The organism is Nonomuraea purpurea (assembly GCF_042650645.1).
GTDB classification, from domain to species: Bacteria; Actinomycetota; Actinomycetes; order Streptosporangiales; family Streptosporangiaceae; genus Nonomuraea; species Nonomuraea purpurea.
The window spans coordinates 1-15,826 of sequence record NZ_JBHSBI010000031.1; the positions used below are offsets into that span (position 1 = coordinate 1).

Here is a 15,826-nt window from a genome sequence, read left to right on the forward strand (position 1 = left end):
CGGATCAGGCTGCCGCCAGCTCCACCGCCCTGCTGCGACAGGGTCGGCGGTGAAGGTCTCTCACCTCCACTCGAATCATCAGCGCCTCACGGCGCACATGGATACTGGGCTGACGCAAGGTCGTCGGTGAGGTCCGCCAGGGGGAGGTCAGCGTTCAGCGCGGTGACCACTGCCTGCGTCAGCGGACGGAGGGCGTAGACGTGCCGCACCGCATTGAGATCCACGGGTACCTCGTAGTAGTCCTCCGCGAACCGCTGGAACGCCTCCGGAGTTGGGTCGACGAGCTGTGGGAACAGGTGCATCGCCCCATCGGGATCGCTCACACCGTCCGGGTAATCGATCTCACCCACCCGCCAACAGCCATCACTGGCCGCGCGCCACAGGCAGATGGTCACGACCGGCATGCCGTGCTCGTCGCAGAACGCAGGCTCCTGTACACAGTGGCGGAAGACCTCAGGGACGGAGTCGAGCACTCCCGGCCACGGCCCGTCGTTGCCGTACGGGCTCATCCCCGCCTCGTGGTCGAAGCCGCGGACGTAGGCACCCGCCGCAGAAAAGACGATGGAGTATTCGTCCCCCGACCCGTTGCGCATCGAAGCCATCTCCTCCCCAGCGCTCCAGTCGGCGTCGTAGGAGTAGTAGCGGTCGGACCATTCCGGGCTCAGGATGGCCTCCAACACCGCCATGGACCGGCACAGATCACGGAGCTGCGGGATGTCGGGCAGCAGGCGGGCCACATCGTGAGCAGTCATGAGCCTCATCCAAGCGGATGCCAGCGACATCTCCCTGCATGCCTCCGTGCCGCCAGCACCGAAGGGCCTCACCGTCCGTCCGGTGGTGGACAGCTGATGACTGCCTGGAGGCAAGGTTTTAAAGGCTTTCCCTGTGTTCCACTGGCTAGATGGTAAGCGCGATAACGAGCATCATCGCGGTCGTAGGAACGTTGCTCGGGGTCACCGTCACGTATGTGTTCCAGGCTCGTGCGGCGAAGCAGGCCCGTCAGGTCGCGCGAGAAGAGCGACTCTGGCAGGAGCGATTGGTTGCCTACAGCGCCTTCGCCGGCGCGTTGACCGACTTTCGGCAGAGCCAGAACGACCGGTGGCATCGCGAGCAGGAAGACCCGCAAAGCCAGGCGTTTATCGCGGCGCGGGATGCGTCCTATCAGAAGCGAGTCGATGCCACCTCGACCCTCTTCAGGCTGCGCCTTGTGGCGGCGAATGGGACGCTCAGCGAACTTGCCTCCGCCGCGCTGAAACTTACCGAGGAAATCCCATTGGCTGCCGATGAGTCGGACCGGAGGGATCGGGGACGCAAAGCCCGCCGTGCCCTACTGGACTTCACAGAGGCAGCAGCTGCCCAGGTAAGGGAGAGCGATAGTCAGTAGGTCGGCGGAGTGGGGGTGTGACCGTCCGCTTTTCAGGCGGAGCAAATCACCCTGCTCGGCTGATTGAGACCGTGGTCAGGTTCATGTGGACGGTGGCGCGAATACGTCGCTGTGTGAGGACGTTGCTGTCAGCGCTGCTGTCACCTCAGCCATGGGATCTGGTCTCGTAAGGCGGCGTTGCTCCACGGCGGCTCGGCGAGCTGGCTCAGGGCACCAGGGACATGCCCGCCAGCTCGTTCAACATAGAGGCCACGTCGGTGAGCGTGCGCGGCGCCAGTGAGTAGCAGATGGTGTTGCCTTCTCTGCGGGTTGTCACCACACCGGCCTCACGCAGGACCTTGAGGTGGGCGGAGATTGTTGGCTGGCTGACCTCGAACTCGTCGGTGAAGTCGCACGCGCAGGTGTCTGGCTCGCGGGCCAGTCTGCGCACGATGCCAAGCCGTACCGGGTGCGCCAGAGCACGCAAGACGTCGATCTCCACGTTGCCCATGATATCGAAACCTACTATATAGAAGGCACTCTATATAGGAGAATGGCGATATGGATCAGCTTGACGAGGCCCTGCACCGGCTCGCTCCCACCGGCCCCGAGTTCAGCGGCGGCCTGTCCAACCATGGGCCGATGGCCGTGGAAGCCTTGACGAGGCTCGGATTCGCCGACGCCCTGTCCGACTGGGTCTCCACATACCTGCCCAAACTCGATGAGCGGCCTGGTCCGCGCATGCCCGTCGACGCGCAGAACTGGCGCGCCGCAATCGGCGACCTGACTCGAGTCGGTGACTGGACGCTCCACTTCGAGCGGCGGATCGAGGAGGCGCCGTGGCGCGAGGTCGCCGGTGAGTGGTGGCCGCGCCTGGTGCCCGGAGCGGCGGCGGGAGCAACACACGGCATCATCCGCACCTCCCACGCCTTGCGCGGGTTGGCCGAGCACGAGACCCGCGAGCGACGTACCGAGCTGGCACATGCGCTGGCCTACTGGGCAGCCGCCCACCGACCGCTGGCCGGACGGCCGGCCACGCGCGGCCGGCTGCGACTCGACGAGGCCATCGGCGCCCTCCCCCTCATCCCGGGCAGGCGCACCGGCAGCATCACAACAAATCTCGTCAAGGCCAGCGAAGCCCACGGGTTCGATGATGCGTTGACGAACCTGGCACCGCCGCAGGACGCCTCCACATCCCTCCATGAACTCGCCCGAGCCTTCGCCAAGATCTTCCTGACGCATGGCAGGAAGAGGCCGGTCGTCTTCCTGCATGCCATCACCGCGCCAGTCGCAGTGGCCTCAGTGATCGAGGAACTGCCGGAGGAGTTCCGGGCGTCCACTCATGACGCACTCTGGCAGGTCGCCGCCGCCATCTATACCGGCTACGCAGCCGACTCGCTGGCCGAGCCCCTACCGTCGGCCGCCCCGCTCACGCCCGAAGACCTGGCCGAACGGGCGCTGGCGAACGGCGACGAGCACGCGATCAAGCTGACCGAGGCCGCGGTCAGGGAGTTCGCGATCACCAGCGACCCGATCTTTCTACAGGCCGCAGCCCGGGGCATCGAGCTGATCGGCTGACGAACTCGTCATCCAGAGTCTGGCCGGTCGGTAGCTGCCACCGACCGGGCGCCAAGCCGCCGAGCGTTGTCCAAACGGGACCCGACGAGGTCCTCCCTACTCCAGCTACCAGGCCTAACGCGGTATGAGGTGGATACTCCAACCCCCTAACCTTCTGATCTGTAGTCGGATCAGGCTTGTCCAGGTCCTTCCGCGCAAGGCTTCCGCTGCTGGTGGAGGCCATGCGGTACCGGAGCGCCAACCACCTCGGTCCAGGTTCCTCCAAGACCGTCGTTGGCACTCCGGTTGCGTGGCACCATGAACTCCCAACCCTCCTCATGATTGGCGCACCTTCGAGCCGAGGCAGCAAAGCGGTTGCCCTTGCTGAACTAGCTATCGGGCGTGAATGGTCGCGAGCCCATGAACTTGAAGTGTCGCGTACGCGTCTTCTTCGCCCTGCCGGCGCGTAGCCGGTAGGTGCCGCCAGGGAAGCTAGCGGTGAGCTCAAGATGTCCGCCGATGGCCTCCACATAGCGGGCCACCACATCCACTGATGAGACTTCGCCACGCTCGATCTGCGAGACACGCGCCTTCGTCACACCCATCAAGGCAGCGACCTCGTTCTGCGTCAGAGCGGCGCTCTTGCGGCGCTGGGCAAGCTGCCAAGCGTCGATGAAATCGTCAACCATGCGCCGGGTCTCGGCAAGGGCCTCTTCTCCTCCGGCCTGCTCAACGTGCTTGGCGCGGTTCCACTTCTTGAACGTCGTCATTGGTTCTGCCCCTCCCCTTCTGCGCGCTCTTTTAGGTAATTTTCGTACAGCCGCTCTGCGTGCGGTATGGCCTCCTCATACCAGCGGTTAGGGTCGCGAGGGCTCGCCTTGATCTTGTCTGCGGCAACAAGAACGATGGCGTCCCGTCTTGGGTCGAAGACGAACAGCAGTCGAAGCGCGCTACGTCCGGTGGACCGGGGGCGTAGTTCCTTCAGGTTTGCGATATGCGAGCCGTCCACCTTGCCCACGAGTGGCCTACCCAGCGCTGGACCGTTCTCCGCGAGCCGATCGAGCGCATCGATGACGAGTCGATGCGGCTCTGGACCAAGGCTGCTGATCCAGGCATCAACCTCGTCGGTAACGTAGATGTCCCACTCGTCCTGCACGCATTCAAGTATAGGGGATCCTTTACTATCTGGAGCGGGCGCTCCGATGGTGTCCAGGCCTCCGCCGATGGTGGGGTGCCGTCCGCATGGCACGGGGAGATGTGCGTCCACGACCTTCGTCACACTTGTGTCGAGCAAGCACGCTTTAGTCTCCGATCTCCCCTGGGGATGAGGTCGTTCTGGCCCGAATCGGGGCGATTGCCCGCTGACGTCGTCTCTCCCCGGTCGTTGAGGCCGTGCTTTAGTCGGACACCGGGAGCCGCGCCTGTGGGCCTTTCGCTGTAGCTTCTTGTGAAGTACGGTTGAGTCAACTTTAGTTCGCTCAAGTATACTTCGACAGATGCGGAAGCCTCAGCATGTGTTCGACCGTGAGCGAGAGTGGGCGGGCTTGGTCTCGTTCGCTTCGGAAGTGAGCCCGGGAGCTCGGCTCGGTGTGGTGAGCGGCCGCCGCCGCCAGGGGAAGAGTTATCTCCTGCAGGCCTTGGCGAGCAGCATGGGCGGCATCTACTTCCCCGCGCTCGAGGTGACGGAGGCGGTGGCGTTGCGCCTCTTCGCGGACGAACTGATCGGATTCACCGGCGCACCTGTCCCGGCCTTCCGCGATTGGATCGACGCAATCCCCTACCTCTTCGGTGTCGTGCGCGATCGGGCGGTGCCGGTCGTTTTGGACGAGTTTCCATATCTTGCCAAGGCATCCCCGGAGCTTCCCTCGATCATCCAGCGGGAGCTGGGTCCTGGCGGCTCCGGAGCCGCCAGCACGGCCAGGGTGCTGCTCTGCGGTTCGGCGATGTCGGTGATGGGCGGTTTGCTGTCCGGTACGGCTCCGCTACGCGGACGCGCGGGACTGGAAATGGTCATCAGGCCCTTCGACTACCGCCAGGCCGCCCGCTTTTGGGGGATCAGCGATCCGCGTCTGGCGGCTCAGGTCCACGCGGTGGTGGGTGGGACCCCGGCCTACCGGAAGGAGTTCGTCCGTGGCGATATTCCGGCCGGGCCGGCGGATTTCGACGACTGGGTGATCAGATCCGTGTTGAACGCCGAGGTCCCGTTGTTCAGGGAGGCCCGCTATCTGTTGGCGGAGGAGACGGAGATCCGCGACCCGTCGCTCTACCACTCCGTCCTTGCCGCCGTCGCCGACGGCAACACGACGTCAGGGGGAATCGCCGGCTACGTGGGGCGGAAGTCCAACGAGATCGCGCACCCGCTCCGCGTCCTGGAAGACAGCCATCTCCTGGTCAAAGAGCGCGATCTCTTCCGGCCGAACCGCAGCTACTACCGAGTGGCCGAACCGCTCATGACGTTCTATCAGGCGATCATGGTCAGGGAGTGGGCGCGGTTGGAGCGCGGGGACGCGGCGACGGTGTGGCGGGGCAGCAGGGCACGCTTCCTGTCGCAGGTCGTCGGCCCCCATGTCGAGGTGCTCTGCCGCGAGTATGCCCTGCATGCCGATGCCGCAGCCGGTGAGGTAGGGAGTGGAGTCGTACCCGATCCCGCCAACCGCACGCAGATCCAGGTCGACGTCGCTGTTCTGGCGCCCGCGGATCACGGACGCCCGCGACGGGTTCTCTCACTGGGCGAGGTCAAGTGGGACAGAGCCATGGGAGCCGAGCATGTGGCCCGGCTCCGGCGCGCGCGCGACCTGCTCACGGCCAAGGGATACGACACCCGTGACACGGTGCTCACGTGTTATTCGGGCGCCGGATTCACCCACGAACTCGGCGCCGAACCAGGGAACGACGTGCGCCTGATCACACTTGACGACCTCTACGCTTGATCACTTGTCCTCCAGGTCGCCCTCGGTCTCCTTGAGGTAGACCTCTTGCAGCCCGCGCAGGGTCCCCTCGTCCGGCCTCGGCCTGCCCGACCGCGCGCCGATTGAGCCGCGCAACTTCAATCGGACCTTCGAGAGCCACTGCCGCCGAGCGGGCGTCCCGCGCATTCGCGTGCACGACACCCCGCATACTTGTGCCTCACTCTTGGCCGCCCTCGATGTCCACCCGCGCGTGGCGATGCGCATCCTGCGTCACTCGCAGATATCGATGACCAGGAGCGACAGATAGCTGGTCTTCGCACAGCCAAAAAGGCCCTTTTAGGGCCGCCTCAAAGGGGCTTTAGTTTTTCCGCTCTTCTCTCATAACCGATGAGATATGCCGGACTGGCTGTGATGGTCATTCCGCTTTTCGCTGCTTGTGATTCAAAAGGAATGAGGATTCTGGCGAGTCGGCCGAGCGCGGCGGAGGGCGAATGACGCACCCTGTGAATTGCGAACGCGCCAAGGGGCATGACTGTGGATGTTCCGCGTGCGGTGGGGCGCAGCACGGCTGGACCTACGGTCTCTCGTTGGCCCGTGACCCCTCTCCCATCGCTCGTCAAGAGGCGAGAGACCGCAGCGACACCAACTGGGCCTCCACCCAGCCTCCCAGAGGGCGGCGAGAGCCATCCAGACGGAGAAAGGCAGCCGCCACCGATAGTGCCACAGTCGACCTTGTCGACTGGCTATCCGAAAACCCCGACGCTATCGAGTATATCCAGGAAGTCGGAAATATCCTCTCTGGTCCTGTAATCCAAAAGCTTGACAAGAGATTCGGCGGCAGCAAGCCACGGGAGGCGAGGAGGCGACTCACCAATCACTTCTGGTGCGATCTCCTCGTAGCCTTGGCTGAAGCCATCGAGAGATTCTCGAAAGCCTTGGACCGAATACCGGAGTACGTCACGACGGTAATCATGCAGTCCCGCAAGACTGAGCATCGCAGCCCTCTCCTCGAAGCACTGGTAAGCCTTGCCGTACGAACGGCGTGGGAGCCCATCAAGAGCATGGTCCACACGACTGGAGTCGAGGAGCTGCAACGGACGTGCCGGATCCTTGCCGTTCTGATCTGCCCGGCGCCCGAGGACCACAAGGCCATCCAGGACGGCGCTCTACTTCCTCTGGCGAAAGAGGGACTGCTGGAGACCAGCAAGGAGCGGCTTGAGCAAGTCTTTTCGGCGGACTGGGTTCACCGCCTACGGGAGGGCCTCGGTGGCGTTTGAAAAGGGTGGCCGGGCAGGAGCCGCTGATGTCGTAGGAGGCCGTCTGCATGCGGCGGCGTAGCTGTACAACGCTGCTGTACGAGCTACGTCAAAGGCCCTCCGGGATGACCCCAGTGGGCCTTTGATCTGGAACGCGGCCGAGAGGACTCGAATCCCCAACCTTCTGATCCGTAGGTCCCCAAACGATCTCCAGGATCGTTCAGACCCGTCCAGCTCAGTTCGTGATCGTCCGTCCGGGTGGCTCCCAAGATGGCTCCCAGAAGCGGGCTTGCCAGCGCCCACGTGAGCTGCCGATACTCGTTGTGGTGATCCGCCGGCAAGCCCGCCCGCGTACCTGCATGGTGAGCCGTACGGCAACGCGTCAGGGCACTGGCGCGGCGATGGTGTCTTGGAAGTCGGTGGATCACCAACATGCCGATTAAGAGATCCAGTTCGGGCCGTTCCGCATCGTTCAATGCAGGTCAGCACCTGCGCTCGATCCGTCCTGAACAGCTCTGAACGGTCTCGTGTCGCAACCCAGACTGCAACCCGGCTGACTGACCCCTTCATCAGGGCCGGCCCGGATCGAGGGCACGAACTCCCGTGACTCCACGGACAGCCAAATCTGTCATTGGGCTAACATTTGACACTCGTGTGACACAATCTTCGGCATGATGGCAAGGCGTAGAGAACCTCGATGATCATCTGAATCGGTCATGGCCGCCCTGCTACCACCAGCACGGGCGCGTATACACCAAGCGGATCAAGCCGGACTCTCCCATGACTTGCCGGGCCCCTGGACGCGCTGGAGAGCCAAGTACGCGCGAATAACGTATCTTTCTGCTTAAGGCGTCGGAGTAAAGGAGTCGTGTGAATCAAGATTGGCACCTCCGCTGGGTTCGAATTCCAGATGGAACGCATCTTTCGGGCTCGAAAGATACTCCCGGCGTTGAGCGCGACCTCCTGCGTGAAGACGGCACGAATAAGCTCTTAGGGCCCACCGAATCATTTCCGGCTGACGAGGACGCGCTGCTTGGAGTTCACGCGTATGAAACGGATTCACCAAGAAGCGCGGACGTGCGGGAGCTCTCGCCAGCCCAGCAGGCGCTAGCAGACGCGATAGCAGAAGTGCTCGAGACAGTCGTAAGGGAAGTTGTTTCCCCCGTTGTCAAGGAGGTCGTCGCTCCAGCTATAAAGCGGAAGTTGAGCGGGATTGCCAAGAGCCTCCGATCTACAACTAGAGAGGCTAGCGGCCAAGCCGGTACTGCCGAACTGGCCGTTCTGGCTGCAACTCCACCTGCAGATTCGTTTAGAGAAGTGGACGCTGCGGTCGAGGGGCCCAGAACCAGTATGAGCAGCGCAGAATTCCAGCAGCGCCTTATTGCGGCTCTAGCAGCCGAAGAATACGCAACAGAACAGAAGAGAATGCTAATCAATGTCCGCATCGAGGATGATAATCTCCCTCCGAAATTGAGGGGCGCAATCAAGTTGGCGCTTGAGGGGAATGCTTCCTTGCTCGACGAGGGGACGCTAGCGGTAGTCGTGAAGTTCTTAAGGGGAGCTCCAATCGCTGATGGCGAGTATGTGCTGACGAGAAACAAAGAGATCAAAGAGGCGTCGTGACTAAAGGATAGCCTCTTTCTCCATTGGACGCGTAATTTGTCATCCCATGAAGGGGAGAATCGGCCACCTGTCCTGCGTGTAGATTCTCCACGCCTTTGTGGCATGCCAGAGTGGCCACTGGGCATTGGGACAAGTTTGTGCTTCCTATCTACGAATGGATTTCGGGCGAATCGCTTGATCGTACATGTGAGGCTTGCGGGTAATGCGCTCACTTGAATGATTGGGACCTTCAGGAGCCCTGGGCGTTTACACACTTTGCGTTGCGATTCTGGAACTGGCCTACCCTCACGAGGGAATTTACGGACAGGCTGTCAGAGAAACTCGGCCGACACCGACTCAAGTTGATCAGTGGACGCAGATGATGCATGCGAGCGCGCACCAAGACAAGGCGGTCTTGACTCCTACGTTATCCGTCATGACTCTCTGAGTAGGATGCTCTGCCTTGGGGTTGAGCGCACGGGCGGCGCGGGTCGCGACCGGTCGGAGAGCCGCAGCGCGGCCAGCGACCGCCCGACGCGTGCCAGACGGCCGCAGGCGGACTGGCCTTGAAACGGTGGAGAAGGTCTCATCCGGTCGATCTACATGCCTCTGAGCTGGGCTTGTGCGGCCTAATGGCGGTTGGCGCCGTCGTTCAGTGGTGGACTCCTTCGGCCGGGCTGGTTCAGCCGATGTGCGGAGAGTTTCCTTGGAGGTAGTGACCGATCCTGAGCCGCGGATTTGCTGCTCGGCGTCGGCCGGCCGTTGACGGGTCGGGCCGTGAGGACGAGAGAGAACTCTTGTCGAATCTCGTCGTTGCTTGTGTAGTGGATGACATGGCCGGGGTCGCTGTAGGTGCCGACCAGTCCAGTGATTTCGCAGAGGATTCCGGTCTCTTCGAGGGTCTCCCTGATGGCTGCCTGCGGGATGGACTCGCCGAGATCGATGGCGCCACCGGGCAGCGCCCAGTTGTCATTGTCTGAGCGGCGGATGAGCAACAGCTCGCCGGCCTCGTTGGTGACCACGACGTTCACGGAGGGGACCAAGCTGTTGGCGGCAGGCACGCTCGGGTCGTTGTAAGTAGTCGATCCGCTGGCTTACGGCCCGAGAGCCTACTCGTGCCGAGGTTCGGTCTTCGGCTGTCGACGGCCTTGTTCTATTCGGCCTCGTTGCCGGTCTTTACGAAGCTGCCCAGGTTGGGGACGGTGTAGACCTTGTCGGCGCCTCTGAGGCGTTCCATCGCCTTGCGTATGGTGGGGCGGGCGACTCCGAACTCTTCCATGAGCTTGACTTCGGAGATCTTGAACTTGGGTCCCCACTCGCCTGAGTCGATGCGCGCGGTCAAGACTTCGAGGATCTGCTCCCAGCGGGAGCGGTCCTCGTCGAACTCCCAGGTGCGCGTGTGCTCGAGATATCTGGCCACGGTATGAGCGTAGGAGGGCGTTTCACGGCCCTTCACTCTGGCTCGTGGAATTCCATGGAGCTTCACGGAATAGACAGGGGCTTACAGGATTGCTAGCTTGGAGACATGGCGTTGGTGAGCGAAGGTCCAGGGCCCCTCCGGGTGGGGTTCCGCGTGTGCGCTCCGGCTGGTTGCCCCATGAGGGCGAACGATGTGGCTGGGGTTGGCTACTCGCTCACCAACACCTGTTTGTCGATGGCGGTCGCTGTGGGCGCCGTACTGGCGACCGTGCGTACGAAGGGCGGTGAACCCTGTGGCAGATGATGACGACTATCACGGCATGCATCCCGTCTCGCCTCGTTCGGATGCGGAGCCGGTGAGGTGGTACCCGCTACAGCGGGAACCGGATCGGGTCCGTGTCCGGGCCTACACCTGCGAATGCCTGTCTCTGGTCTTCGAGCTGTGTCGAACGGGCGGGCAGGGATTCATCCGGAGGTACGACCGGTCCATCTCTCCTTCGGTCATCGTTGAGAGTCCGCGGGTGCGGGTGGTCGACGCCGAAGCACTATGGCGGCAGCTCATGAATGGGGAAGTGAGGTGACGACGCGCCGAACCCCCACAGCCCGCGCATACGTAACGTTACAATGCGCAACAACGAGGCTCACCCGGACATCGCACTGCCGCATGCCCGGCTGCACGATCTCCGACACATCCACGCGACCACGCTTCTTCTCGCGGGCGTGCCGGTGCACGTCGTCGCGGCCCGCCTCGGCCATGCAGACCCGTCGATCACGCTCCGCGTGTACGCCCACGTGATCCGTGCGGCGGAAGCGTCGTCGTCGGACGTCTTCGCTGAGGCGATCGGGGAGCAGTGGGGGCCACCCTGTTAGCAAAGGTGTTAGCAAGATCCCGAGATTGTCCTGACAAACACTAAGGCCCGCTTCCAGGTTTTCCCTGGTAGCGGGCCTTTCGCATGTGCGCGGCCGAGAGGACTCGAACCCCTAACCTTCTGATCCGTAGTCAGATGCTCTATCCATTGAGCTACGGCCGCTCGCTGCGTAAGCAAGCATAGCGGGTTCTGGCGGGTACCTCGAACCAGATCCACCATCATGCGCGCGTTGGCGCGGTCCCGGGGGCACAGAAGGTGTGGATGCGAGGCGGTCAAGGGATCTTGAGCAGTCCGGATATGAAATCGAGCGGGGGCGGGTCGTTGACGAATCAGAAGGTGATCTCGCAGCCGATGAGGACGGCGACGATCAACGTCCCCTGTGTGAACGAGCCTGTGGATACATCGAAGGGTGTATCCACAGGCTGGCCCTCCGCAGGAGGGAGAAGGGCGCGCGGGGTGGTGAGATGGGGGGCATGAAGCGGGACGCGTTGGGGGCTGGGGTGGCCTTCGCGGTGGGGGTGATCCTCATCGTCGGCGGGGCCAGCCTTGAGCGTGGCGTTTCCGATTGGCTGCTCGTCGTGCCGCTGGCGCTCACCTGCGCGGGAGTGGTGGTGCGGCGGCGGGCGCCGTTGGCCTCCCTCGGCTTGGGGGTCGTCGGGATCACGCTGGACGGGTTCGTGGGGCCGTCCCTGGCGACCGTTCTGGTGTTCACCGACAATCTCTATTCCGCCGTGCTTTATGGGCCGGCTCGGTGGGCCCGGGTGTTGCTCGGTATCACCACGGCGTTGGCGGTCGCGGGCGGGGCCGTGGCGTGGGTTCTCGCCGAGGACTGGCGGATGCTGGCCGTCATGGGGGTGCAGGCCGGGCTGGTGCTGGTGACGCCTGTCACCACCGCGCTGGTGCTGCGGGAGCAGCGGGATCGGGCGAACACCGAACGGGTTCGGGCCGAGCAGGTGGCTCATCTGGCGGAGCTCGATCGGCAGGCGGCCATCGCGGCCGAACGCACACGGATGGCCCGTGAGCTGCATGACATGATCGCGAACCATTTCAGCGCGATCGCCATTCAGTCCACGGCCGCGCTTTCCCGCAAGGATCTGGATCAGGCGACGGTCCGGAAAATCATGGAGTCCGTACGGGAGAACAGCGTGAAAGGGCTGGCCGAGATGCGATCCATGATCGGGCTGTTGCGGCAGGAAGGGGACGATTCCGCCGAGGCCACCCGGCCGCGATTGGCCGATGCCGAGACCCTGGTGGACAGGGTCGGAAGGGCGGGGCTCGACGCGGAAATGCGGATCGAAGGGGAACCCAGGGAATTGCCCGTCGGCGTCGACCTGGCGGGATACCGGATTTTGCAGGAGGCCCTGACCAACGCGTTGAAGCATGGTGACTCGCCCGTTCGGGTCCTTCTCGCGTACGAGGCCGGACGGGTTCTGGTGTGGGTCGAGAACGCGCTCGGTGGGCGTGGGGCGCGGCTGCCGGGGGCCGGGGCCGGGCTGATCGGCATGCGGGAGCGGGCCGCGTTGGTCGGGGGGACCTTCGAGGCCGGCCCATCTTCCCTGCAGGGGTCCCCGTCGTTTCATGAGGCCTTTTCCGGACGTGGGTCTTCGCGGCAGGGAGAAGGGGACTGCCGGTGGTGGCGGGTGGCCGCTGTGTTGCCCACGGCCGAAGAGCGGTCCTTCGCGTTCGTGCCCGGGGAGAACGGTCGTTCGGGGGCTGGGGCCGCGAGTTTGGAAACCTAGCGTTTTCTGCAATGCGGCGTGAGGGGGCGATTGTGCTGGCCGGGGGTGACTCGTAAGGAAGTGGGATCGTGAGTATCAGGGTGTTGGTGGCCGACGATCACTCGGCGGTACGGGCCGGGATCGCGCTGATTCTGGATGGGGCGGACGACATCGAGGTCGTCGGGGAGGCGGGTGACGGCGAGCAGGCCGTGGCGATGGCTCGGGAGATGCGGCCTGATGTCGTGTTGATGGACGTACGCATGCCGCGGCTCGACGGCATCTCCGCCACCAGAGAACTGGCGGGGGTCACCGATGTGCTGATCCTGACGACGTTCGATCTCGATGAATATGTTTTCGGGGCTTTGAGGGCGGGGGCCGCTGGATTCCTGTTGAAGAACACCGATGCCGAGTCGCTGGTCGAGGCCGTGCGGTTGGTGGCGCGGGGGGATGGGCTGATCTCGCCCGGGGTTACGCGGAGGTTGATCTCGGCCTTCGCCGAGCAGGCGCCGGCGCGTCGAGAGTCGGCGGGGGATCCGGAGAGTTTGACGCCTCGGGAGCGGGAGGTGCTGGCGTGTATTGGGCGGGGGCTGTCCAATGCCGAGATCGCCAAAGAGCTGAATATGGCGGAGGCCACCACCAAGACGCATGTCAGCCGGGTGCTGAACAAGCTGGGGTTGAGGAGCCGGGTGCAGGCGGCGATCTATTACTCGGAGGGGGCATAGGCCGATAACTCAGGGGGCGCAGGGCCCACCTCCCGCCGTACAGGCGTTGCCACGGCCCTCGCGGCAACGCCTGTAGTACGCGGTGCGCGCGTGAATCATCGGGTGGCGGCCAGCAGGTTCACGACGGTGAGCTGCTTGCCGCCCCCGCGTGTCTTCACCACGCAGCGGCCGTTCCCGCATTCCCTGTGGTACGTCACGTCCGCGTCCCAGGAGGGCGTGGTGGAGGGCGCCGACGAATTCGCACCCATCATCACGGACCCGCTCACCCACGGCTCGGACTTCTCGCCGAGTCCCGCCGTCACACCGGTGGCCAGGTCGTACACCACGGCGATCGGCAGTCCTCGCCGGGTTTCGTCGTACACGCCGAACATCGCATAACGGTCACCCAGCAGCCAGCGCGCCCCGTGGGGCCGGAACATCACGGGCAGGGTCTTCCTACCGGTTCCGTCCACTCGCTGCACGATCATGCGGCCGCCGCTCACGCCGACGCACCACTCCGCGTGACACTGCGTCATCTGAACCTGAGGAGGCAGCGGAACGTCGACGGATCGGCCCGTTTCCAGGTTGACGACCCGGTTCTCGTTCGCGCCGGGCTCCTTGGAGGCCCGGCCGTTCGCCCAGGGCCAGGCGGTCAGATGGAGGCCGTCGGAGCCGGGTACGCGCGAGGGTTTTCCGCCGGTCAGCGGCACGCGGTAGACGCCCCCGCCACGTACCGACCACACGAGGGAGTCGCCGGTGAGGCCGATCGCGTCGACGTCCGCCGTCACCTCGGTCACGCGCCTGGCCGTGCCTCCTTCCCTGGGCATGATCCAGAAATCCGCCCAGGGGTCGTCGTCCTGGGGCGTTTCGCCGTACCAGGCGATGTAGCGCGAGCTCACCGCGAACTTCTGCGGGTAGTACTTCTTCTTGGGACTGGGGATGTCGCCGAGAACGCGGGTCGTCCCGCGCGCCGAGTCGTACACCCCGAGCTGCCCGGCCTTCTCGAACGCGGAATTGGCCGCCAGCAGCACCTGAGTGGGGCTCAGGCCGGTCACCGGCTTCCATTTCTTCGCCGGCATCTTGACGACGGCCCGCGGCCACAACTGTTCGACCGGCGTGATCTTCGGGACTTCGGGGGTCACGATCTCGGCCGGCTGGGCCCGCTGTTCCCCGCCGGACAGCGCCACCGTCGTGCCGCCCACGATCGCCACCACGGCCGCCGCCGCGAGCGCCACTCCCACCCGTCGCCGGGTACGCAGGGCGCGCCGCCGCCGGGCCACCCCGCCCGCCAGGTCGAGGCCCTCCACCTGGTCCGCCGCCGTCCGCAGGGTCCGGACCAGGTCCTGCTCGCCTCTCATCGTGCCTCCTGCAGCACTCGCTTGATCCGGAGCTTGTCCAGGGCACGGGCCGCCTGACTGCGCACGGTGACGCGCGACACCCCGAGGATTTCGGCGATCTCCTGGTCGGGAAGGTCCTCGTAGTAGCGCAGCACGATCACGGCCCGCTGCTTGCGGGGCAGCTGCTGGAGTTCGGCCCACAGGTCGGCGTCGCCGTACCGGTCGGATCGGCCGTGGTCGGGGACGGCGGCGACCAGGTCCTCCCGGCGCCGCCTGCGCCACGACTTGATGTGCAACCGGACCATGGTCGTGCGCACGTACCCCTCAGGGTCGTGTTTCTTGCGCACGCGGGGCCAGGCGTCGCCCAGACGGGCCAGCGCCTCCTGTACGAGATCGGCCGCGTCCTCGGAGTTGCCGGACAGCACGTAGCCGTACCGGAGGAGCGCGTCGCCCCGGGTCCGGACGAACTCGTCGAAATCTTCCACGAACCCAGGGAGCGATGAGGGCGCCTTACTGTTGCACGGGACCTATTCGGCCGGCACGTACAGGGAAAGGGTCTCGGCGATGCAGGCGGGCCGCCGCTCGCCCTCGACCTCGACCGTCATCTTCAGCGTGGACAGGTAGCCGGCCGGCGTGCCCTTGACGTCGGTGAGCTCGCCCACGGCCCTGATCCGCGCGCCGACCGGCACCGGCCTGGGGAAGCGGACCTTGTTGAGGCCGTAGTTGACGCCCATCGCGATGTTCTGCACCTCGACCATCTCGAACATGAACACCGGGAGCATCGACAGGGTCAGGTATCCGTGGGCGATCGTGCCGCCGAACGGTCCCTCCTTTGCGCGCTCCACGTCCACGTGGATCCACTGGTGGTCGGCGGTGGCGTCGGCGAAGAGGTTGACCTGGTCCTGAGTGACGGTGCGCCACTCGGTGGGGCCGAACGTCTCGCCGATGGCCGCCTTGAGTTCCTGTACGTTCGCGAAGGTCCGCATGGCTCCGAACGCTATTGCGGCGCGGCGACGGGTGCCAAGTTTCGCGCTGCCGGCGGGCCTCGCGCCACGTTGCGAAGATCTTTACTCGAAACCATCGCATAGGTGTTCG

At 64.5% G+C, this 15,826-nt stretch carries 17 protein-coding genes, 1 tRNA gene and 1 pseudogene; 9 read left to right on the plus strand and 10 right to left on the minus strand.

Features of this window, described 5'->3' with window-relative positions; all coding sequences use genetic code 11:
• Window positions 1-86: 86 nt before the first annotated feature.
• Window positions 87-752 (minus strand): hypothetical protein, encoded by a 666-nt coding sequence (locus tag ACFOY2_RS42190; protein ID WP_379533753.1) that lies wholly within the window; start codon window positions 750-752, stop codon window positions 87-89.
• 149 nt (window positions 753-901) lie between these two features.
• On the opposite strand from ACFOY2_RS42190, the gene ACFOY2_RS42195 reads away from it, so the two are divergent.
• Entirely contained in the window at window positions 902-1,384 is a 483-nt protein-coding gene (locus ACFOY2_RS42195) for a hypothetical protein (protein ID WP_379533754.1), read from the plus strand.
• A 205-nt stretch (window positions 1,385-1,589) separates the two neighbouring features.
• On the opposite strand, the gene ACFOY2_RS42200 is transcribed toward ACFOY2_RS42195, so the two are convergent.
• Entirely contained in the window at window positions 1,590-1,874 is a 285-nt protein-coding gene (locus ACFOY2_RS42200) for an ArsR/SmtB family transcription factor (protein WP_379533755.1), read from the minus strand.
• Between the two features lie 50 nt (window positions 1,875-1,924).
• Here ACFOY2_RS42200 and ACFOY2_RS42205 point away from each other — a divergent pair, with 50 nt between their 5' ends.
• Complete coding sequence (locus tag ACFOY2_RS42205) at window positions 1,925-2,941, plus strand: hypothetical protein (protein ID WP_379533756.1); 1,017 nt, start codon at window positions 1,925-1,927, stop codon at window positions 2,939-2,941.
• 368 nt (window positions 2,942-3,309) lie between these two features.
• Here ACFOY2_RS42205 and ACFOY2_RS42210 read toward each other — a convergent pair whose 3' ends face one another.
• Together ACFOY2_RS42210 and ACFOY2_RS42215 are read right to left on the minus strand one after the other, a co-directional pair.
• A complete protein-coding gene (locus ACFOY2_RS42210; RefSeq protein ID WP_379533757.1) occupies window positions 3,310-3,690 on the minus strand; it encodes a helix-turn-helix domain-containing protein in 381 nt (126 codons plus the stop codon).
• Window positions 3,687-4,076 carry a type II toxin-antitoxin system RelE/ParE family toxin gene (locus ACFOY2_RS42215; protein WP_379533758.1) on the minus strand — a complete coding sequence of 130 codons (390 nt, stop codon included), beginning with the start codon at window positions 4,074-4,076 and terminating at the stop codon, window positions 3,687-3,689. The genes ACFOY2_RS42210 and ACFOY2_RS42215 overlap by 4 nt, the downstream gene beginning before the upstream one ends.
• A 358-nt stretch (window positions 4,077-4,434) precedes the next feature.
• On the opposite strand from ACFOY2_RS42215, the gene ACFOY2_RS42220 reads away from it, so the two are divergent.
• From ACFOY2_RS42220 to ACFOY2_RS42235, 4 genes are all read left to right on the plus strand, one after another.
• Window positions 4,435-5,850 carry an AAA family ATPase gene (locus ACFOY2_RS42220; RefSeq protein ID WP_379533759.1) on the plus strand — a complete coding sequence of 472 codons (1,416 nt, stop codon included), beginning with the start codon at window positions 4,435-4,437 and terminating at the stop codon, window positions 5,848-5,850.
• A gap of 100 nt (window positions 5,851-5,950) precedes the next feature.
• Window positions 5,951-6,136, plus strand: a complete 186-nt coding sequence (locus tag ACFOY2_RS42225) for a tyrosine-type recombinase/integrase (RefSeq protein ID WP_379533891.1) — start codon at window positions 5,951-5,953, stop codon at window positions 6,134-6,136.
• Between the two features lie 280 nt (window positions 6,137-6,416).
• Complete coding sequence (locus ACFOY2_RS42230; RefSeq protein ID WP_379533760.1) at window positions 6,417-7,106, plus strand: hypothetical protein; 690 nt, start codon at window positions 6,417-6,419, stop codon at window positions 7,104-7,106.
• 849 nt (window positions 7,107-7,955) lie between these two features.
• On the plus strand, window positions 7,956-8,708 hold the full coding sequence (locus tag ACFOY2_RS42235) for a hypothetical protein (RefSeq protein WP_379533761.1): 753 nt from the start codon (window positions 7,956-7,958) through the stop codon (window positions 8,706-8,708).
• 608 nt (window positions 8,709-9,316) lie between these two features.
• Here ACFOY2_RS42235 and ACFOY2_RS42240 read toward each other — a convergent pair.
• Window positions 9,317-9,773, minus strand: a pseudogene (locus ACFOY2_RS42240) (NUDIX domain-containing protein).
• A 67-nt stretch (window positions 9,774-9,840) separates the two neighbouring features.
• The gene (locus tag ACFOY2_RS42245; protein WP_379533762.1) at window positions 9,841-10,107 is read right to left on the minus strand and encodes a winged helix-turn-helix domain-containing protein; all 267 of its coding nucleotides are present in this window, start codon (window positions 10,105-10,107) and stop codon (window positions 9,841-9,843) included.
• A gap of 623 nt (window positions 10,108-10,730) precedes the next feature.
• Here ACFOY2_RS42245 and ACFOY2_RS42250 point away from each other — a divergent pair.
• Window positions 10,731-10,976 carry a tyrosine-type recombinase/integrase gene (locus ACFOY2_RS42250; protein ID WP_379533763.1) on the plus strand — a complete coding sequence of 82 codons (246 nt, stop codon included), beginning with the start codon at window positions 10,731-10,733 and terminating at the stop codon, window positions 10,974-10,976.
• 88 nt (window positions 10,977-11,064) lie between these two features.
• Here ACFOY2_RS42250 and ACFOY2_RS42255 read toward each other — a convergent pair.
• A tRNA-Arg gene (locus ACFOY2_RS42255) sits at window positions 11,065-11,137 on the minus strand.
• A 311-nt stretch (window positions 11,138-11,448) separates the two neighbouring features.
• Here ACFOY2_RS42255 and ACFOY2_RS42260 point away from each other — a divergent pair.
• Both ACFOY2_RS42260 and ACFOY2_RS42265 read left to right on the plus strand, forming a co-directional pair.
• Entirely contained in the window at window positions 11,449-12,714 is a 1,266-nt protein-coding gene (locus ACFOY2_RS42260; RefSeq protein ID WP_379533764.1) for a sensor histidine kinase, read from the plus strand.
• A 68-nt stretch (window positions 12,715-12,782) separates the two neighbouring features.
• Entirely contained in the window at window positions 12,783-13,415 is a 633-nt protein-coding gene (locus tag ACFOY2_RS42265) for a response regulator (RefSeq protein ID WP_379533765.1), read from the plus strand.
• Between the two features lie 95 nt (window positions 13,416-13,510).
• Here ACFOY2_RS42265 and ACFOY2_RS42270 read toward each other — a convergent pair whose 3' ends face one another.
• From ACFOY2_RS42270 to ACFOY2_RS42280, 3 genes are read right to left on the minus strand one after another with little or no spacing between them, the layout of a single operon-like run.
• A complete protein-coding gene (locus ACFOY2_RS42270; RefSeq protein ID WP_379533766.1) occupies window positions 13,511-14,752 on the minus strand; it encodes a hypothetical protein in 1,242 nt (413 codons plus the stop codon).
• Window positions 14,749-15,216, minus strand: coding sequence for a SigE family RNA polymerase sigma factor (locus ACFOY2_RS42275; RefSeq protein WP_379533767.1), 468 nt, complete (start codon window positions 15,214-15,216; stop codon window positions 14,749-14,751). The genes ACFOY2_RS42270 and ACFOY2_RS42275 overlap by 4 nt, the downstream gene beginning before the upstream one ends.
• Window positions 15,217-15,258: 42 nt before the next feature.
• Window positions 15,259-15,717 (minus strand): MaoC family dehydratase, encoded by a 459-nt coding sequence (locus ACFOY2_RS42280; protein ID WP_379533768.1) that lies wholly within the window; start codon window positions 15,715-15,717, stop codon window positions 15,259-15,261.
• Window positions 15,718-15,826 lie beyond the last annotated feature (109 nt).